The sequence below is a fragment of the Paracoccus sp. BR5-17 genome (assembly GCF_055693925.1).
In genome coordinates this window covers 928,265-945,985 of sequence record NZ_JBVFUV010000003.1, presented here as the reverse complement: position 1 = coordinate 945,985, position 17,721 = coordinate 928,265, and the positions used below count along the sequence as shown (strand labels likewise).

18 protein-coding genes and 1 pseudogene are annotated in these 17,721 nt (G+C 65.5%); 11 read left to right on the top strand and 8 right to left on the bottom strand.

What is annotated here, in order from left to right; all coding sequences use genetic code 11:
• Positions 1-5 precede the first annotated feature (5 nt).
• From ACZ1HC_RS06025 to hemJ, 7 genes and pseudogenes are all read right to left on the bottom strand, one after another.
• Positions 6-897, bottom strand: a pseudogene (locus ACZ1HC_RS06025) (ParB/RepB/Spo0J family partition protein).
• On the bottom strand, positions 897-1,679 hold the full coding sequence (locus ACZ1HC_RS06020; RefSeq protein WP_472699176.1) for a ParA family protein: 783 nt from the start codon (positions 1,677-1,679) through the stop codon (positions 897-899). Before ACZ1HC_RS06020 ends, ACZ1HC_RS06025 begins: the two are co-directional and overlap by 1 nt.
• On the bottom strand, positions 1,669-2,262 hold the full coding sequence (gene rsmG / locus ACZ1HC_RS06015; RefSeq protein WP_472699175.1) for a 16S rRNA (guanine(527)-N(7))-methyltransferase RsmG: 594 nt from the start codon (positions 2,260-2,262) through the stop codon (positions 1,669-1,671). Before rsmG ends, ACZ1HC_RS06020 begins: the two co-directional genes overlap by 11 nt.
• Positions 2,259-4,130 carry a tRNA uridine-5-carboxymethylaminomethyl(34) synthesis enzyme MnmG gene (mnmG, locus tag ACZ1HC_RS06010; RefSeq protein WP_472699174.1) on the bottom strand — a complete coding sequence of 624 codons (1,872 nt, stop codon included), beginning with the start codon at positions 4,128-4,130 and terminating at the stop codon, positions 2,259-2,261. Before mnmG ends, rsmG begins: the two co-directional genes overlap by 4 nt.
• Positions 4,131-5,396, bottom strand: coding sequence for a tRNA uridine-5-carboxymethylaminomethyl(34) synthesis GTPase MnmE (gene mnmE, locus ACZ1HC_RS06005; protein ID WP_472699173.1), 1,266 nt, complete (start codon positions 5,394-5,396; stop codon positions 4,131-4,133). It lies immediately after the preceding gene.
• A 10-nt stretch (positions 5,397-5,406) separates the two neighbouring features.
• The gene (gene rho, locus ACZ1HC_RS06000; RefSeq protein WP_472699172.1) at positions 5,407-6,678 is read right to left on the bottom strand and encodes a transcription termination factor Rho; all 1,272 of its coding nucleotides are present in this window, start codon (positions 6,676-6,678) and stop codon (positions 5,407-5,409) included.
• Positions 6,679-6,804: 126 nt separating this feature from the next.
• Positions 6,805-7,248, bottom strand: a complete 444-nt coding sequence (hemJ, locus tag ACZ1HC_RS05995) for a protoporphyrinogen oxidase HemJ (RefSeq protein ID WP_472699171.1) — start codon at positions 7,246-7,248, stop codon at positions 6,805-6,807.
• A 464-nt stretch (positions 7,249-7,712) separates the two neighbouring features.
• On the opposite strand from hemJ, the gene ACZ1HC_RS05990 reads away from it, so the two are divergent.
• From ACZ1HC_RS05990 to ACZ1HC_RS05970, 5 genes are read left to right on the top strand one after another with little or no spacing between them, the layout of a single operon-like run.
• Positions 7,713-8,564 (top strand): shikimate dehydrogenase, encoded by an 852-nt coding sequence (locus ACZ1HC_RS05990; protein ID WP_472699170.1) that lies wholly within the window; start codon positions 7,713-7,715, stop codon positions 8,562-8,564.
• On the top strand, positions 8,561-9,148 hold the full coding sequence (coaE, locus tag ACZ1HC_RS05985; RefSeq protein ID WP_472699169.1) for a dephospho-CoA kinase: 588 nt from the start codon (positions 8,561-8,563) through the stop codon (positions 9,146-9,148). The genes ACZ1HC_RS05990 and coaE overlap by 4 nt, the downstream gene beginning before the upstream one ends.
• Entirely contained in the window at positions 9,141-9,842 is a 702-nt protein-coding gene (gene dnaQ, locus ACZ1HC_RS05980) for a DNA polymerase III subunit epsilon (RefSeq protein ID WP_472699168.1), read from the top strand. Before coaE ends, dnaQ begins: the two co-directional genes overlap by 8 nt.
• Positions 9,843-9,900: 58 nt before the next feature.
• Positions 9,901-10,593, top strand: a complete 693-nt coding sequence (locus ACZ1HC_RS05975) for a YihY/virulence factor BrkB family protein (RefSeq protein WP_472699167.1) — start codon at positions 9,901-9,903, stop codon at positions 10,591-10,593.
• Positions 10,572-10,790 (top strand): YhjD/YihY/BrkB family envelope integrity protein, encoded by a 219-nt coding sequence (locus tag ACZ1HC_RS05970; RefSeq protein ID WP_472699166.1) that lies wholly within the window; start codon positions 10,572-10,574, stop codon positions 10,788-10,790. Before ACZ1HC_RS05975 ends, ACZ1HC_RS05970 begins: the two co-directional genes overlap by 22 nt.
• Positions 10,791-10,835: 45 nt before the next feature.
• Here ACZ1HC_RS05970 and ACZ1HC_RS05965 read toward each other — a convergent pair whose 3' ends face one another.
• Positions 10,836-11,642 carry a response regulator gene (locus ACZ1HC_RS05965; protein WP_472699165.1) on the bottom strand — a complete coding sequence of 269 codons (807 nt, stop codon included), beginning with the start codon at positions 11,640-11,642 and terminating at the stop codon, positions 10,836-10,838.
• A gap of 97 nt (positions 11,643-11,739) precedes the next feature.
• On the opposite strand from ACZ1HC_RS05965, the gene ACZ1HC_RS05960 reads away from it, so the two are divergent.
• Genes ACZ1HC_RS05960 through ACZ1HC_RS05935 form a run of 6 tightly spaced genes read left to right on the top strand, consistent with a single transcriptional unit; the run spans position 11,740 to position 17,721 of the window.
• Complete coding sequence (locus ACZ1HC_RS05960; RefSeq protein ID WP_472699164.1) at positions 11,740-11,886, top strand: NepR family anti-sigma factor; 147 nt, start codon at positions 11,740-11,742, stop codon at positions 11,884-11,886.
• A gap of 45 nt (positions 11,887-11,931) precedes the next feature.
• On the top strand, positions 11,932-12,498 hold the full coding sequence (locus tag ACZ1HC_RS05955; RefSeq protein WP_472699163.1) for an RNA polymerase sigma factor: 567 nt from the start codon (positions 11,932-11,934) through the stop codon (positions 12,496-12,498).
• A 9-nt stretch (positions 12,499-12,507) separates the two neighbouring features.
• Positions 12,508-14,289, top strand: coding sequence for a histidine kinase dimerization/phosphoacceptor domain -containing protein (locus tag ACZ1HC_RS05950; RefSeq protein WP_472699162.1), 1,782 nt, complete (start codon positions 12,508-12,510; stop codon positions 14,287-14,289).
• 39 nt (positions 14,290-14,328) lie between these two features.
• Positions 14,329-15,009 (top strand): paraquat-inducible protein A, encoded by a 681-nt coding sequence (locus ACZ1HC_RS05945; RefSeq protein ID WP_472700792.1) that lies wholly within the window; start codon positions 14,329-14,331, stop codon positions 15,007-15,009.
• 2 nt (positions 15,010-15,011) lie between these two features.
• On the top strand, positions 15,012-15,674 hold the full coding sequence (locus ACZ1HC_RS05940) for a paraquat-inducible protein A (RefSeq protein WP_472700791.1): 663 nt from the start codon (positions 15,012-15,014) through the stop codon (positions 15,672-15,674).
• Between the two features lie 7 nt (positions 15,675-15,681).
• Positions 15,682-17,721: a PqiB family protein gene (locus tag ACZ1HC_RS05935; protein ID WP_472699161.1), complete on the top strand. Its 2,040-nt coding sequence runs from the start codon at positions 15,682-15,684 to the stop codon at positions 17,719-17,721.

Below are 17,721 nucleotides of genomic sequence, written 5' to 3'. Positions count from 1 at the left end.
CTTGGTCAGCGCGTCAGGATCCGGCAGAGCCGGTCCAGCTCCTCAAGGTCGCGATAGCTGATGGTAATGCTGCCACCGCCGTGGCCAAAGTGGTCGATGACCACGGACATCTTCAACTGTGCCGACAGATCCGCCTCGAGCGCCTGGGTATCCGCATCCTTGGCGCCTTTTGCGGATGAGCGTGATTTTTTACCAGATGTAGTGGTGTCAGACGTTCGCCTGACCAGATCTTCGGTTTCCCGGACGGACAACCCGTTCTCGATCACCCTGTGCGCCAAGGCCGTGGGATTGTCAGCCGTGATAAGCGCCCGGGCGTGGCCCGCGGACAGCCTGCCTTCCTTGACATGGTCCTGCACCTGATCGGGCAGCGTCAGCAGACGCAGTAGGTTCGCGATGTGGCTGCGGCTCTTGTTCAAGGCCTCGGCCAGCTTTTCCTGCGTGTGGCCGAAGCGATCCATCAACTGCCGGAACGAGGCGGCCTCCTCGATGGCGTTCAGATCGGCCCGCTGGATGTTCTCGATGATGGCGACTTCCAGAACCTCGGTATCGGTCAGGTCGCGGATGATGACCGGAAGTTCATGCAACTGCGCCATCTGTGCCGCGCGCCAGCGGCGTTCACCCGCGACGATCTGGTAAAGCCCGTCGTCCTTCGGATGCTTGCGCACGATCAGCGGCTGCAGGACGCCCCGCTGCCGCAACGAGGTCGGCCAGTTCCTGCAAGGTCGCGGTATCGAAATGACGGCGGGGCTGGTCGGGGTTCGCGGTGATCTGCTCGATCGGGATCATTGTGCGGTCCCGCGCGGGCTTCGCCTCGACCGGGCCATCCAGATCCAGATCGGCCATCAAGGCGGACAACCCGCGCCCGAGGCCACGCTTGGCCAGTTTGCTGTCGGACATCAGGCTTCCTCCTTGACCAGCTTCAGGCGGGCGGCGAATTCGGCCGCGAATTGGCGATAGGCCAGGCTGCCCTTGGATGCGGCATCGTAAAGCAGCACGGGTTGCGCAAAGGACGGCGCCTCGGAAACGCGGACGTTGCGGGGGATGACCGTCCTGAACACAAGATTCCCCAGCGTGGCCCGCGCGTCGGCCTCTACCTGCTGGGACAGATTGTTGCGGTAATCCGACATGGTCAGAAGGACGCCGCTGACCCGCAGATCGGGATTTCCCGTCTGCCGGACCTGCTTCACGGTCGAGAGCAACTGCGACAACCCCTCCAAGGCGTAGAACTCCGCCTGAAGGGGAACCAGCACCGCATCCGCAGCCACCATCGCATTGACCGTGAGCAGGCCCAAGGCAGGGGGACAATCGATCAGGATGATGCTTGCGTCGCCGGCCTGATCCAGCTTCCGGCGCAGAAGCCGGGTGCGGTCCCGAAGTTGCGACAGATCGACGTCGGCCGAAGCCAGATCAGCGGTGGCGGGCACAACCCACAAGTTCTTGATGTCGGTCTGAATCGCGCAGTCGTCCAGCGAATCCTCGCCGGCCAGCAGGTCATAGACGGTCCTGTTCCGCTGGCTTACGCCGATGCCCAGCCCGGTGGAGGCATTTCCCTGGGGATCGAGGTCGATCAGGACAGTGGTGTGACCCTCCATCGCCAGGGCCGCGCCCAGGTTGATCGCCGTGGTCGTCTTTCCGACGCCGCCCTTCTGGTTGGCAATGGCGATGACGCTACGCGCCATGTCTGACCCCGCTTACTTCCAGTATCGCCGCCCCGGCCCCGGTTTGGCTGGGATGAACCACATAGTCAAATGCCCAAAACCGCCTTGCGGCCTCGACTTCCTCTTGCCAATGGAGGCCCTTCATCAGAAAGGCCCGCCCAGTGGGCGCGAGGTGCTGGTCCAGATATGCCATGAGCCGGGGAAGCGGGGCAAGGGCGCGCGCGCTGAGATAGTCGGCGTTCAGGGCAGAAATCGCCTCGATCCGGTCGCTCAGGACCTTGGCGCGTTGCAGGCCGGTCTCCCGCAGGACGGTCCGCAGGAACACGGCCTTGCGACGATCGCTTTCAACAAGCGTGAAGTCGAGGTCGTTGTCGGCGAGGGCAATGGCCAGGACGACCCCAGGCAGCCCGCCGCCTGATCCCAGATCCGCCCATAGTCCGCGTGGATTTACAAGGAGTTTCGCCACCTGAAGGCAGTCCCTGACGTGCCGGTTGTGAAAATCCGGCAGCGTTGACGGCGCCACCAGATTGATCCGGCGGTTCCACCGCACGATCAGGGATTCGTAGATAGCCAGACGTTCCGTTGTTTCACGTGAAACAGTCATGCCAGCCGCTTGCCCGATATACGAGTCGCGGCTAGAAGCAGCGTCAGGGCGGCTGGGGTCATGCCTTCGATCTTGGCAGCCGCGGCAAGCGTGGACGGTTTGGCTTGAAGCAGCTTCGCCTTGAGTTCGCCCGACAGCCCCGAAAGCAGAGCGTAGTCGAAGTATTCAGGCAGCCGGATAGCCTCATCAGCCCGCAGCAGTTCGGCATCCCGCGCTTGGCGATCCAAGTACCGGTCATACAGGGCGTCGTTCCGAACCTGCTGCAGCGCTTCGGCAGCAACCTGGGCGAGCGGCGGATGCAGGTCAGTCAGACTATCAAGGTCTATGTCAGCTTGACCCAGAAGCTGAAACATAGACCGTTGTTGTCCGTCCTGCCTGACGTGAAGCCCAGCTCGGGCCAAGGCGTGAGGGGTGAAGAACAGGTCCTCAAGGCTTTGCCTTGTCTTCTCGTACCGAGACTGCCGCGCCTCGAACGCGGCCCTGCGCACTTCCCCCACGCACCCCACCCGAATCCCCAAAGGCGTCAGACGGCGATCAGCGTTATCCGCCCGCAGGCTGAGGCGGAATTCGGCGCGGGATGTGAACATCCGGTAGGGCTCGGTCACCCCGCGGGATGTAAGGTCATCGATCAGGACGCCGATATAGCTGTCCGTTCGGCTGAACATGACCGGCTCCTCACGACGGGCCGCACGGGCGGCGTTCAGCCCTGCAACCAGTCCTTGGGCGGCTGCCTCCTCGTATCCGGTCGTGCCGTTGATCTGGCCCGCAAGATAAAGGCCTTCGATGGTCTTCACCCGAAGGTCCGGCGTCAGCGCGCGCGGATCGACGTAATCATATTCGACGGCATAACCCGGCTGAAGAATCTCCGCAGCCTCAAGGCCCTGGATGGTGCGGACATAGTCCAGTTGAACCTGTTCGGGAAGCGAGGTCGAAATGCCGTTGGGGTAGATTGTCCGACTGTTCAGGCCTTCAGGCTCCAGAAAGACCTGATGGGACTCCTTGTCGGCAAACCGGACCACCTTGTCCTCGATCGACGGGCAGTACCTGGGCCCGCGGCCGTGTATGCGGCCCCCATACATGGCAGACCGTTCCAGATTGTCGGAAATCACCTTGTGGGTGCGGGTGTTCGTGTAGGTGATCGCGCACGATACCTGCGGGTTTGTGACTTCCCGGCTGAGATAGGAAAAAAGCACCGGATCCTCGTCACCCGGCTGCCTCTCGAGAACCTCCCAGTTGATCGTCCGCCCATCAAGTCGCGGAGGCGTGCCGGTCTTGAGCCTGCCCAGGGGCAGTTGGTAGCGCAGGAGGGACTGGGCAAGCCGATTGGATGCCTTGTCGCCCCAGCGTCCCGCCGGTCGGCTAACGTCGCCGATGTGGATGGTCCCATTGAGGAATGTTCCCGTCGTGAGAACGACCGAAGCTGCCATCAGGCGTGCGCCGCCGACCAATTCGACGCCCGTAACCCGGCTGTCATCGCCAATCAGGGAAGCAACCTCGTGAAAAACCAGATCCAGATTCGGCTGCTGCGCCAGTACCGCCTGGGCGGCAGCCTGGTACAACTGCCGATCCAGCTGCGCCCGGGGCCCCTGCACGGCGGGGCCCTTCTTCCGGTTCAGCAGGCGGAACTGGATTCCGGCCTGGTCGGCAATCCGCCCCATCAGGCCATCAAGGGCGTCCACCTCACGGACCAGGTGTCCCTTTCCCAGCCCTCCGACGGCGGGATTGCAGGACAGGATCCCGATATCATCCTGCCGCATGGTCACCAAGGCTGTGGCAGCACCCGCGCGTGCTGCCGCGGCTGCGGCTTCAAGTCCGGCGTGCCCTGCACCGATCACGATGACGTCGTAGTGTTGTTTCACGTGAAACACCTATTTCCCGATGCAGAACGATGTGAAGATGACATCCAGATAATCCTCCGCGCCGATTCTGCCAAGCAGGCGGTCCAAGGAAATGCCTGCTCGCCGGACGGCTTCGGCCAGAAGTTCCGGTGGAAGCTCTTCTCGTTCATCAAGCGCCTCGCGGGCCTCGAGAAGCGCGGACAACTGGCGCTGATGGCTGATCAAGGCAGGGTTTGCGGCCCGGTTCGAAAGGACGTCAAAAACTTCCTCAAGCAGGCGCTCCAGACCCTCTCCGCTCACAGAAGAAACGGCAAGTCCAGACATCTGGGGAGCCAAATCCGCCTTCGCGATCACCTTCAGATCCCCATCCGTCCACAGAAGATCATCGACCTGACCATCCGGGGTGAGGTGGATCCGCAAGTCCGCGGCAGCGGCGCGCCTGCGGGCCCGATCAATGCCCAGGCTTTCCACCATGTCGTCAGCCTGTCGCAGACCGGCGGTGTCGATCAGGGTGACGGCAAGGCCCCGCAGGTCTAGCCGCAACTCGATGATGTCCCTTGTCGTTCCTGCAAACTCTGAGACCAAGGCCATCTCGCGGCCCGCGATCCTGTTGACGAGGCTCGACTTTCCGGCGTTCGGCGGGCCGATGACAGCCACCTCGAAGCCGCTGCGGATCCGTTCCGCGGCGGCGTAGCCGGCAATCTGGGCATCAAGTTCTGCGCAGAAGTGGTCGAGAAGCTCGAAAACCTCGGACGGGACATCCTCGGGCACGTCTTCTTCGGCAAAATCGACGCTGCTCTCGACAAGCGCACCCGCGCGGATCAGCAACGTGCGCCATGCCTCCGCCAGTCGCGCCAGTTCACCGCCGCTCATCCGGATGGCCATGCGACGCTGAAAATCGGTCTCGGCGGCCAGAAGATCGCCAAGGCCCTCGATCTCGGACAGGTCCATCTTGCCGTTCAGGAAGGACCGGCGGGTGAATTCTCCGGCCTCTGCCAGACGGGCACCGCCTTGCGACAGCAGCGCCCCCAGATGCCGGACAATGACCGGGGCGCCGTGCAGGTGAAACTCGGCCACCTCCTCGCCCGTGAAGCTGTGGCCCGCTTCGAACCACATCACCAGGGCCCGATCCAGAACATCGTCGCCGTCGCGGAGATCCCGCAGGTAAGCCTGACGGGGACGCGGCAGAGGCCCGGCCAGTCCCTCGGCGGCCGACCGTGCCCCATCGCCGCTGAGACGAATGATGGAAACGCCACCCCGCCCGGGCGGGGTGGCTTCCGCATAGATCAGATCCATTGCTGCCCCGTCAGGCGTTCATCGAATCGAAGAATTCCGCGTTGGACTTGGTTTGCTTCAGCTTCGAGATCAGGAACTCGATGGCGTCCGTCGTGCCCATCGGGTTCAGGATCCTGCGCAGCAGATAGGTTTTCTGCAAGTCGCGGGAATCGACCAGCAATTCCTCCTTGCGGGTCCCGGACTTGAGAATGTCCATCGCCGGGAACACCCGCTTGTCGGCCACCTTGCGGTCCAGGACGATTTCGCTGTTGCCGGTGCCCTTGAACTCTTCGAAGATCACCTCGTCCATCCGCGAACCCGTATCGATCAGCGCCGTGGCGATGATCGTCAGCGATCCGCCTTCCTCGATGTTTCGCGCCGCCCCGAAGAACCGCTTGGGCCGCTGCAGGGCGTTCGCATCCACGCCGCCGGTCAGGACCTTCCCGGAACTGGGAACCACCGTATTGAAGGCCCTACCAAGTCTTGTTATCGAATCCAGCAAGATCACAACATCTCGCTTATGTTCGACCAAGCGCTTGGCCTTTTCGATCACCATCTCGGACACTGCAACGTGACGGCTGGCGGGTTCGTCGAAGGTCGAGGACACGACCTCGCCCTTGACGGACCGCTGCATGTCGGTGACTTCCTCGGGACGTTCGTCGATCAGCAGCACGATCAGGTAGCATTCGGGATGGTTGCGCTCGATCGAATGGGCGATGTTCTGCAGCAGGACCGTCTTGCCGGTGCGCGGGGGCGCCACGATCAGCGACCGCTGCCCCTTGCCGATCGGCGCCACCAGGTCGATGATCCGGGCCGACCGGTCCTTCAGCGTCGGATCCTCGATCTCCATCTTCAGGCGCTCGTTGGGATAAAGCGGCGTCAGGTTGTCGAAGGCGACCTTGTGGCGGGCCTTCTCGGGATCCTCGAAATTGATGCGTTCGACCTTGGTCAGGGCGAAATAGCGTTCGTTCTCGCCGGGGGCGCGGATCACGCCCTCGACCGTGTCGCCGGTGCGCAGGCTGTGCTGGCGGATCATCTCGGGGCTGACATAGATGTCGTCGGGACCCGGCAGGTAGTTCGCGGCGGTCGAGCGCAGGAAGCCGAAACCGTCCTGCACGACCTCCAGCACGCCGTCACCGCCGATGTCGATGCCCTCCTCGGCGTGTTCCTTGAGGATCGAGAACATCATCTCGCCCTTGCGCATGGTCGAGGCGTTTTCGATCTCCCACTCCTCGGCCAGGGAAAGGAGTTCGGCCGGGCTTTTCGCCTTGAGTTCGGACAGGTTCAAGCGTTCTTCGGACATGGTGGCACCGCAATCGCCTGCGGGATGTCCGCACGGCTGGTCAGTTGTGGGTCGGGAATCCCCGGGCCGGACGGCCGGGCTTGCCCGTCACATAAAGCCGCCCCTGCCCCGAGTCAATCTTGACGCTCAGAACTTGACGATCACGGACAGCACGATGCCGATCATCAGCAGGGTCGGAACCTCGTTCATGATCCGGTAGCGCCGGCCTGCAAGGCCCTGCCCGGCGCTCAGGGCGCGTCGCTGGCGGGCGCACCACATGTGAAACCAGGTCATCGCCAGCACGCCCGCAGCCTTGGTCCAGGGCCAGATCATCGACCAGTCGACGACACCGGGGGTCAGCACCAGCGTCAGGCCGCTGATCCAGGTCGCGATCATCGCCGGGTTCATGATCAGCCGCAGCAGCTTGTCCTCCATGATGACGAAGCTGCCCGCGGGTTCAGGCGCCTGCCCCCGTTCGGCGTGATAGACGAACAGCCGCGGCAGGTAGAACAGCCCCGCCATCCACGAGATCACCGCCATGACATGGAAGGCCTTGGCATAGGGGTAGATGATCGCAAGCCCGTCCGGCATCGAGGCCCTTCTTCCTAATAATAAAGGAAAAGATAAAGGATGATGATGATTTAGGGCCTGTGGGCAAAAGGATAAAGGGAAAACCCCCGCCCTCGTCCACAGAATCAAGGCATGTGGATAACGCCTGTATGAATACCCTCATCGCCACAGGAAGTGTTTAGATTCAAGCTACTGAATTGTGGATAAATATGTGGAGCCTTGGCATGGGGCCGCTTTCTCCACAGATCCTTTGGTCCGGGTCTTGCAGTTATCCACCTGGGGACGCAACGCCTGCATTCCGAGGATGTTCCTGACGAGGTGTGGGGCGGTGTCGCGAATGTTCCATCCGCCCCCATGATTCGACCCGATTCCCCCCGGATATTATCCACAAGCATTGTTGCCGGACTGGCATCCCCTTGCCCGAAAAGGCTTTTTCTCGGGCGATCCGGGGCCTAGGCTGGCAGGGCACGCCAAGGATGCCCGCCATGACAGACGACTCAGCGACCCAAACCACGTCGGTTCCGCTTGCCGGGGTGATCGGGATGCCCATTGCCCATTCCCGCTCGCCCCGGCTGCACGGCCACTGGCTGCGCCGCTACGGGATCGCCGGTCACTACGTCCCCATGCCCGTCCTGCCCGAACACCTTGCCGAGGCGCTGCGCGCCCTGCCCCGGCTGGGCTTTGTCGGCATCAACGTGACCATCCCCCACAAGGAGGCCGTGCTGACGCTGGCGGACGCGGTGACCGACCGGGCGGCGCTGATCGGCGCGGCCAACACCCTGATCTTCCGCCCCGACGGCAAGATCCACGCCGACAACACCGACGGCTTCGGCTTCATCGCCAACCTGCACCAGAACGCGCCGGACTGGCGGCCGGAATCCGGCCCCGCCGCCGTCATCGGCGCCGGGGGCGCCGCGCGGGCGGTGGTGGCCTCGCTGCTGGACAGCGGCGTGAAGGAATTGCGGATCACGAACCGGACGCGCATCCGGTCCGAACAGATCAAGGCCGAATTTGGCGCCCGCGTCGTCGTCTATGACTGGGCGCAGGCGGGCAACCTTCTGGAAGGCGCGGCGACCGTGGTGAACGCGACCTCGCTGGGGATGGTGGGCAAGCAGCCCCTGCGGCTGCCGCTGGACGCGCTGTCGCCCGACGCCCTGGTGACGGATCTGGTCTATACGCCCCTGATGACGCCGTTTCTTCTGGACGCGCGGGCACGGGGATGCCGGGTGGTGGACGGGCTGGGGATGCTGTTGCACCAGGCCGCGCCCGGCTTCGAACGCTGGTTCGGCCATCGCCCCGAGGTGGACGCGGAAACCCGCCGTGCGGTGCTGGAATGACCTTCCGGCTGGGACTGACCGGCAGCATCGGCATGGGCAAGTCCACCACGGCGCAGATCTTCCGGGATCTGGGCCATCCGGTCTGGGATGCGGACCAGGCGGTGCATCGCATCTATGCGCCGGGCGGCGCGGCGGTCGGTCCGGTCGCCGCGGCCTTTCCCGGCGCGCTGCAGGCGGGCGGGATCGACCGCGAGGCGCTGAAGGCCGTGATCGCCCGCGATCCGGGCGCGCTCGACCGGCTGTCGGGCATCGTCCATCCTCTTGTCGCCGCCGACCGCGAGGCCTTCGTCGCGCATCATGCCGACGCGCTGCTGGTCGTTCTGGATATTCCGCTGCTCTATGAAAACGGCTATCAGGCGCAGATGGACGGCGTCGCCGTCGCATCGACCGACGCGGCGACGCAGCGGCAGCGGGTCCTGGCGCGGCCCGGGATGACCGAGGAACTGCTGGCGCTGATCCTGTCGCGCCAGATGCCCGACGCGCAGAAGCGGGCGCGGGCTGACTGGATCATCCCGACGGACAGCATCCCCGCCGCCCGCGCCGCCGTCGAACACATCGTGAAGGAGATTGCCGCCCGTGCGTGAGATCGTGATGGACACCGAAACCACCGGATTCGATGCCGACAAGGACGACCGCATCGTCGAGATCGGGGGGATCGAGCTGGTGAACCACCTGCCCACGGGCCGGACCTATCACGTCTACATCAACCCCGAACGCCCCATGCCTCGGGAGGCCTTCGAGGTGCATGGGCTGGGCGACGACTTCCTGCGCGACAAGCCGAAATTCGCGGACATCGCCCAGGGCTTCCTGGACTTCATCGGCGACGACGCCCGGCTGGTGATCCACAATGCCAGCTTCGACATGAAGTTCCTGAACGCCGAATTGCGCCGCCTCGGCCGTCCGGCGCTGCCCTGGTCGCGCGCCCTCGATACCCTGGCCCTGGCGCGCGAGAAGTTCCCCGGCTCTCCGGCCACGCTGGATGCGCTGTGCCGCCGCTTCGGCGTGGACAACTCGAACCGGCAGCGGCACGGCGCGCTTCTGGACAGCGAGCTTCTGGCCGAGGTCTATCTGGAACTGATCGGCGGCCGGCAGCCCGACCTGGTGCTGGACCAGCCGGCCCGCGCCGGGGTCGCCGACGGGTCCCGCAGCAGCGCGGCGCCCCGCGGCCCGCGCCCCGTGCCGCTGCCGTCCCGCCTAACGCCGGCCGAGGCAGCGGCCCATGCCGAATTTGTCGCACGGCTGGGGGAAAGCGCGGTCTGGCTGCGCTATGGCGGTTGACAGATCCGCCCGCTGGTGACGCCATGAGGGCGCACCGACCACAAGGGCGAAGGGGACGATGCCGACCATCCTGCGCGAAACCTGGGCCTTCATCACCGCGATCCTTGAACGCATGGACAAGATCCACATGGGTCTGATCGCCGCCGGTGTGGCGTTTTACGCCATGTTCGCGGCCTTTCCGGCGCTTGCCGCCATCATGGCCCTGTGGAGCCTGTGGTTCGATCCCGCCGTCATCATGACCTATGTGGACGTGGCCCATGAATTCCTGCCGGAAGGGGCGGCCGACCTGATCGACGCGCAGATCGCGTCGTTGACCTCGTCGGGACGGACCTCGGTGGGCTGGACCTCGTTCCTGTCCTTCATGGTGGCCACCATCGCCGCCCGTGCCGGGGTCGAGGCGGTGGTAGGCGGCCTGAACGCCGCCTATGGCGTGCGCAGCCATTCCACCGTCTTCAGCTTCGTCCTGGCCTATGGGCTGACACTGGCCATCGTGGCCATCTCGCTGGCCGGGCTTGCGACCATCGTCATCGTGCCGATCCTGCTGAACTTCCAGGTCTTCGACGAGGTGCGCGCCTGGCTGGTGGCGGGCCTGCCCTGGGCTGCGATGTTCCTGCTGGTGATCCTGGGCATCGGCATCCTCTACCGCTACGGGCCGAACGTGAAGACGCCGCGCACGCCGATCTTCACCTGGGGGCGTTCTTCGCGGCGCTTCTCTGGGGACTCGCCTCGGTGGCCTTCTCGGCCTATCTGAGCAGCTTCAACAGCTACAACCGCATCTACGGCTCGATCGGGACGGTGGTGGCGCTGCTGATGTGGTTCTACCTGGCGGGCTTTTCCGTTCTTCTGGGGGCGCTCATCAACGTCGAACTGGCCCGCCGCCGCCGGGTGCGCGCCGCGCGCGAGGCGCGCGCCTCGGTGATGGCCGAGGTGAAGAAGGCGGCCGAGTGACCGCCATTCCTTCGGGTTGGGCAGCACCCGTCCGGGGCAACCGCCTCAGGCGGCGTCCAGCCCTTCGGTCGATGAAAAGAACATCGCCTGGCTGACGGCCGAGCGGATCTGTTCCTCGGTATAGGGTTTCGAGATGAGGAAGGCCGGTTCCGGCCGTTCGCCCGTCAGCAGCCGCTCGGGGAAGGCGGTGATGAAGATCACCGGGATGTCGCCCATCTGCCCCAGCAGCTCGTTCACCGCCTCGACGCCCGACGATCCGTCGGCCAGCTGGATGTCGGCCAGGATCAGGTCCGGGCGGCTCTGCCCGGCCAGTTCGATCGCGGCGGTGTGGGTGCGCGCCACGCCGGTCACCTCGTGGCCCATCGCCTGGACGATGCCTTTGAGGTCCATGGCGATGATCATCTCGTCCTCGATCACCATGACCTTGCCGCGCAGCGACGCGCTCATCTCGTTCAGGGCGATCTGGACCAGTTCCTCGGCCTCGGACTGCTCGATCTGCATCACGCGGGCGATCTGGTCATAGCGCAGTTCCTCGATGGTGCGCAGCAGCAGCGCCTCGCGGGAATTGGCGGTCAGATGGCGCAGATGATCCTGCGCCCGCGATTCGCGGGCCGTCCGCTCGCCCTCCTCGACCGGCTGTCCCGAGCTTTGCCAGATGGCATGGAAGGTGCGGAACAGGCCTATGCGGGTGTCGCTTTCGGCGTCCAGCATGGACCGGTCGGACAGGATGGCTTCCAGCGTGGCTGCGGCATAGTTGTCACCGGCACGCTGGCTGCCGGTCAGTGCGCGCGCATAGCGCCGCAGGTAGGGCAGTTCGCGCCCGATGGACTGGGCGAGGTCGGCAGACGACATGTTTCACATCCTTCGAATTTCACGTATTGCGCGGAACCTGCACTAACCCCTACAGGTTGGTCAGCGTGCGCACAAGATTACCGGGACCAACTAAGACATGACACCGAAGCGGGATGACCATCGCAAGGCGGCGGTCGAGAAGCAGATAGACGAGAATTTACGTCGCGCCTTCGAACAGGACAAAAACGAACAGATTCCCGATCGCCTTCTCGCCCTTCTCGATAAACTGCGCGAACAGAAGTGACCTGTTTTCGATTGGCGACGACCTGCGACGGTGGACGGTAACAGCATGAAGACTTCGGCGACGACGGACCCGCGCGACCAGTTGGTGGATCACCTGCCTGCCCTGCGTGCCTTTGCCCTGTCACTGACACGCGAAGGGGCGGCGGCGGACGATCTGGTGCAGGACACCATCGTCAAGGCCTGGACCAACATGGACAAGTTTCAGGCGGGAACCAACCTGCGCGCCTGGCTGTTCACGATCCTGCGCAACACCTTCTATTCGGCCCGCCGCAAGACCAAGCGCGAGGTCAGCGACACCGACGGCATCCACGCGGCCCGGCAGGCGACCCGGCCCGACCATGACGGCCGGCTGGCGCTCAAGGATTTCCGCGTGGCCTTCCAGCAACTGCCCGATGAACAGCGCGAGGCGCTTATCCTTGTCGGTGCATCCGGGTTTTCCTACGAAGAGGCGGCCGAGATGACGGGCGTGGCGATCGGCACCGTCAAGTCGCGCGCCAATCGCGGCCGCCGCAAGCTGGCAGAACTGCTGCACATGGAGAATGGTGAGGATCTGGACATGACCGATCAGGCGACCTTGGCCGTCATGGCATCCAGCCACACCATCGCCCGTTAGGGCGGGCCGGTGCTCCGGCGGATCAGCGACCGGCTGGGTTTCATGCGCAAGCTGGGCTTCCGGCTGGGCGCCCTGCTATCGGTGGCGATCCTTCCCCTGGGCCTGATCTCGCTGATCCAGAACTTCAACCTGGTCCGAGAGGCCGAGCGCGGGGTCGAGCTTGCCCTGCTGGGGCGCACCTCGTCGGCGGCGGCGGGGGAACGGGCGCTGCTGCAAAGCGCGCTCGGGTCCGCCGATGCCCTTGGCCCCACCGTTCTGGGGTCGCTGGATCGTCCCCAGGCTTGCGCGCTGCTCATGCGCAATTTCATCCAGCGAAGCGCCACCTATGTGTTCGCGGGCTTCATCCCCGTGGACGGGATCAGCACCTGCAACTCGTCGGGGCGCCCCGAGCCGGTGGATTTCAGCGGGACCGAAACCTTCCGGGAATTCATGGCGCAGCCGGGAACGCTGGTCAGTTCGGTTCCCCGGGGAACGGTGACGGGGCAGCCGGTCGTCATGGTCATGCAGCCCCTGTACCGCAACCGCGAGATGCTGGGCTTCATCAGCCTGTCCCTGACGACCGAACTGCTGCGATCGACCCACAACCTGGCCTTCGGCACCGAAGGGGCGCGGATCGTGACCTTCAACCACAAGGGCCAAGTCCTCACCTCGGACAGCGACGCCGAAACCTCGGTCCACGACATCCTGCCGCGTGACATGAGCCTGACGGGCCTCATGTCGCGGTCGGACACGACCTTCAAGGCCCATGCCGGCAACGGCCAGACCCGCATGTTCACGGTGGTCCCGGCGATCCCCGGCCTGGTCTATGCCCTCGGCAGCTGGTCGCCCCAGACGGCCAGCGTCGGTCTGTTCCAGATCTCCCGGCTGGGGGCTGTGACGATCCCGATGGCCCTGTGGCTGGTTTCGCTGGCGGTGGCCTATTTCGCGGTCTTCCGCATGGTCTTGCGCCACATCAGCGTGCTGCGCAGCCAGATGCGCCGCTTCGCGATCGGCAACCGGTCCGAGCCGCCCCCGGTCCTGACCGACGCCCCGACCGAGATCTGCGACGTCAGCCAGACCTTTCACAACATGGCCCGCATCCTGATCCGCGACGAGGAGCAGATGGAGGAAGCGGTGGCCGAGAAGACCGTCCTGCTGAAAGAGGTTCATCACCGGGTCAAGAACAACCTTCAGCTGATCGCCTCGATCATCAACATGCAAAGCCGCGTGATCGACGACCCCGATGCCCGGCGCGTCCTGCGTTCGGTGCAGGACCGGGTGGCGGCCCTGGCGACCATCTACCGCAACCTCTACCAGGCCGAGCATCTGGACGCGGTCGAGGCGGGCCAGCTGATCCGCGACATCGTCAACCAGATGGTCAGCGCCTCGGTCCCGCCCGGCAGCAACCTGCGGATCGACATGAACATCGACACGCTGGTGCTGCTTCCCGATCAGGCGGTGCCGCTGTCGCTGCTGGCGACCGAGGCCTTCACGAACGCCCTGAAATATTCGGAGACGCCGGCCGGGCAGGGCAGCGCCTGGGTCAGGATCAGCCTGACCGCCCCGCGGCCGGGGTACGCGGTTCTGGAGATCGCCAACTCGATCAACCAGGCCGCAACTTCCAGCGGCACCGGCCTGGGCGGCCAGCTGATCGAGGCCTTCACGACGCAACTGGACGGCAAGGCCACCACCGGCGTCCAGGACAACAGCTTCGTGCTGCGCCTGGAGTTCGCGGTCGAGACCCAGAACAGCACGACCGAGGGCCGCAATGTCGTGCTGACCTCGGCGGCGCGGGCGGGGGCGCGGCACTGAATGCTTGCACGGGAAGGGCGCGACATTATCTTGTCAGGCATGAACGCGCCCGACACCTATGACCTGACCACCGGCCGGGGGCTTCTGGCCTGTCCGCGCTGCGACGCGCTGCATGTCGAGGAGGAACTGGAACCGGGGGAAACGGCGCGCTGCGTGCGCTGCGGCGGGGTTCTGGCCAAGCCGCGCGGCGGCGCCTTCGTCCAGTTGATCGCGCTGTCCTTCACCACGGTCGTGCTGATGATGGGGGCGATCTTCTTTCCGTTCCTGGAGATCTCGCGCATGGGGTTCGGCAACGCGACCTCGCTGTTCGGGGTGGGAATGGCCTTCGCCGACGGGGTGCTGCTGCCCCTGGTTCTGGCGGTGATGGTGATGATCGTGGGCCTGCCGCTGCTGCGGGCCTTCCTGCTGGTCTATACGCTGGTGCCGCTGGCCCAGGGGCGGCCGCCCTTCCGCCATGCGGCCCGGGCCTTCCGCTGGTCCGAACTGATACGGCCCTGGTCCATGGCCGAAATCTTCGTGATCGGCACCGCCGTCGCCCTGGTCAAGGTCGCGGGCCTGGCCACGGTCCATCTGGGGCCGGCCTTCTGGGCCTTCTGCGCGCTGATCCTGGTCAACCTGGCGGCGCGCGGGTTCATGTGCCAGACGACCATCTGGGACGCGCTCGAGGATGCGGGACAGCCCACCGGCGGCCGCGAACTGGTTCAGGGCCGCGCCTCGTGAGCCTGGACACATCCGATGCGCCGGTCCTGACCGCCCATCGCGCGGGACTTGTGGGGTGCCGGTCCTGCGGCCGCGTCTGGCCCGAGGATCGCGAGACCTGCGACCGCTGCGGCGCGGATCTGGTTCCGCCCGACCGGCGCGGCCTGCAGAAGGTCTGGGCCTGGTGGCTGGCCGGGCTGATCATGTACATCCCCGCCAACCTGTTTCCGATGATGCGCACCCAGACCTTCGCGGGCCTTCAGGGCACCACCGAGGCGACGATCCTCGAGGGCGTGGTCGAACTGGTGCACTATGGCAACTACGACATCGCCATCATCGTCTTCGTGGCCTCGGTGGTCGTGCCGATCGCCAAGTTCCTGGCGATCGCCTGGCTGGCCACGGTCGCGGGCAGCCCGGCCACCGTGGAACAGGCCCATACGCGGCTCAGGATCTACGAGGTGGTGGAATTCATCGGCCGCTGGTCGATGATCGACGTCTTCGTGGTGGCGATCCTGTCGGCGCTTGTGCAGTTGGGCTTCGTCGCCTCGATCCATCCCGGACCCGCCGCGGTTTCCTTTGCCCTGTCGGTTGCCTTCACCATGCTTTCCGCGCAAAGCTTTGATCCAAGACTGATCTGGCGCGGCCTGCCGCTGCGAAGCCGGACAGGGACCGAGGGGCAGGACTGACATCGCGATGACCGACACGCCGCCGCCGCCGAAGCCGGCAAGCCCCGTGCGCAAGACCGCCGCGCGCGCCGCCCAGGCCGGGATCAACGTGATCTGGCTTGTCCCCATCATCGCCCTGATCGTGACGCTGGGGATCGCCTGGAACGCCTATTCCGACCGGGGCGCGGTGATCGAGGTCGAATTCGCCGATGCGACCGGGGTGACACCCGGCGAGACCACCCTGCGCTTCCGCGAGATCACCGTGGGGCAGGTGGACGCGGTCAGCTTCACCCCGGATCTGTCGCGGGTGGTCGTCAGCGTCCGCGTGGACAAGGATGTGGCCCCCTACATCGATTCCGAGGCCTCGTTCTGGATCGTGCGTCCGCAGGTGACCGCCCAGGGGGTGACGCGCCTGGACACGGTCCTGACCGGCGCCTTCATCGAAGGCTACTGGGATGCCGAGGTGAGCGTCCCGCAGACCCACTTCATCGGCCAGGAAAGCGCCCCGCTGATCCGCGAGGACACGCCGGGAACGCTGGTCACGCTGGCGATGGACAATGCCGACGGCATCGCCGAAGGCGCGCCGGTCCTGTATCGCGGCGTCCGGGTCGGGCAGATGGACAATATCCGCCTGGACCAGGACCAGGATCGGGTCGTTGCCGATGCCTTCATCGAAGCCCCCCATGACAGCCGGCTGACCACCTCGACCGTGTTCTGGAACACCTCGGGGTTTTCGCTGTCGCTGGATGCCTCGGGGGTGTCCCTGAACGTGAATTCCCTGTCCTCGGTCCTGCAGGGGGTGGCCTTCGATACCCTGGTCAGCGGCGGCAGCCCCGTGGAACCGGGCCATGTCTATACCTTGCAACCGGACGAGGATGCCGCCCGCAACGACCTTCTGGCCAGCGAGAACACCGAGCCGCTGCGCCTTTCCATGCTGATCGACGATTCGCTGCGCGGGCTGGAAAAGGGCGCGGATGTGCAGTTCCAGGGCCTGCGCGTCGGCCAGGTCACGGATCTGGGCGTATCGCTGGACGAATCCACCGGCAACATCCGCCAGATCGTCACGCTGGCGATCTCGCCGGCGCGGCTGGGTCTGTCCGCCGACGCGACGCCCGATGACGCGCTTGCCTTCATGCAGCAGGCCGTGGCCGACGGGCTGCGCGCACGGGTGGCCAGCGCGGGCTTCCTGGGGACGTCGCTGATGGTGGAACTGGTCGAAATTCCCGGGGCGGGCTCCGCCGCCATCGACACCACGGCCGAACCGCACCCCATCATTCCGTCGGTGGCCGGCGATCTGGACGATTTCAGCGCAAGCGCCCAGGGCTTCCTGTCACGCATCGGCGCCCTGCCGCTTGAGGAGGTGCTGAGGTCGGCGACCGACATGATGAACAGCATCACCGCCATCGCCAGTTCCGAAGACACCCGCGCGATCCCCGAAAGCCTGCGCCAGACGCTGGATCAGGCCCGCTCGGCCGCCACCGACGTCGGCGGCATGGCCCGCGACCTGCGCGAAGGCGGCGCGGCCGAGAACCTGGCCCGCCTGGTCGAGGAGGCCGCCGCCGCCGCCGAGGCCGTGCGGCTGGCCGCGGCCGACGTGCCCGACATGGTGGACCAGATCGACGCCGCCGCCGCCGCGGTCGAGGACTTCGAATTCGCCGAGATCAGCGCCCAGGCCGAAGGCATCCTGGCCGACCTGCGCGCCATGCTGGGCAGCGAGGATGCCGAGGAACTGCCGCGCAACCTGTCGGACACGCTGGAAGCGGCATCGGGCCTGCTGAACGACCTGCGCGACGGCGGCGCGGCCGGCAGCCTGAACGACGCCCTCGACAGCGCCAGCACCGCCGCGGACGAGATCGCCGCCTCGGTCCAGCGGCTGCCGCAGCTGATCGAGCGGCTGGAAGCCACCGCGGCGCGGGCGGATTCGGTGCTGGCCTCCTATGGCGAACGGTCCGCCTTCAACACCGAGGCGGTGAACATGCTGCGCGAACTGCGCCGCGCCACCGAGGCCTTCGGATCGCTGGCCCGCCTGATCGAACGCAACCCCCGCGCCTTCATCCTGGGACGATGA

Coding starts and splice junctions, on each gene's coding strand:
- ACZ1HC_RS05990 (WP_472699170.1), top strand. CDS start 7,713: ATGACAGACGACTCAGCGACCCAAACCACGTCGGTTCCGCTTGCCGGG.
- ACZ1HC_RS05960 (WP_472699164.1), top strand. CDS start 11,740: ATGACACCGAAGCGGGATGACCATCGCAAGGCGGCGGTCGAGAAGCAG.
- ACZ1HC_RS05955 (WP_472699163.1), top strand. CDS start 11,932: ATGAAGACTTCGGCGACGACGGACCCGCGCGACCAGTTGGTGGATCAC.
- ACZ1HC_RS05965 (WP_472699165.1), bottom strand. CDS start 11,642: ATGTCGTCTGCCGACCTCGCCCAGTCCATCGGGCGCGAACTGCCCTAC.
- rsmG (WP_472699175.1), bottom strand. CDS start 2,262: ATGACTGTTTCACGTGAAACAACGGAACGTCTGGCTATCTACGAATCC.
- ACZ1HC_RS05975 (WP_472699167.1), top strand. CDS start 9,901: ATGCCGACCATCCTGCGCGAAACCTGGGCCTTCATCACCGCGATCCTT.
- ACZ1HC_RS05935 (WP_472699161.1), top strand. CDS start 15,682: ATGACCGACACGCCGCCGCCGCCGAAGCCGGCAAGCCCCGTGCGCAAG.
- coaE (WP_472699169.1), top strand. CDS start 8,561: ATGACCTTCCGGCTGGGACTGACCGGCAGCATCGGCATGGGCAAGTCC.
- ACZ1HC_RS05945 (WP_472700792.1), top strand. CDS start 14,329: ATGAACGCGCCCGACACCTATGACCTGACCACCGGCCGGGGGCTTCTG.
- mnmE (WP_472699173.1), bottom strand. CDS start 5,396: ATGGATCTGATCTATGCGGAAGCCACCCCGCCCGGGCGGGGTGGCGTT.
- ACZ1HC_RS06020 (WP_472699176.1), bottom strand. CDS start 1,679: ATGGCGCGTAGCGTCATCGCCATTGCCAACCAGAAGGGCGGCGTCGGA.
- hemJ (WP_472699171.1), bottom strand. CDS start 7,248: ATGCCGGACGGGCTTGCGATCATCTACCCCTATGCCAAGGCCTTCCAT.
- rho (WP_472699172.1), bottom strand. CDS start 6,678: ATGTCCGAAGAACGCTTGAACCTGTCCGAACTCAAGGCGAAAAGCCCG.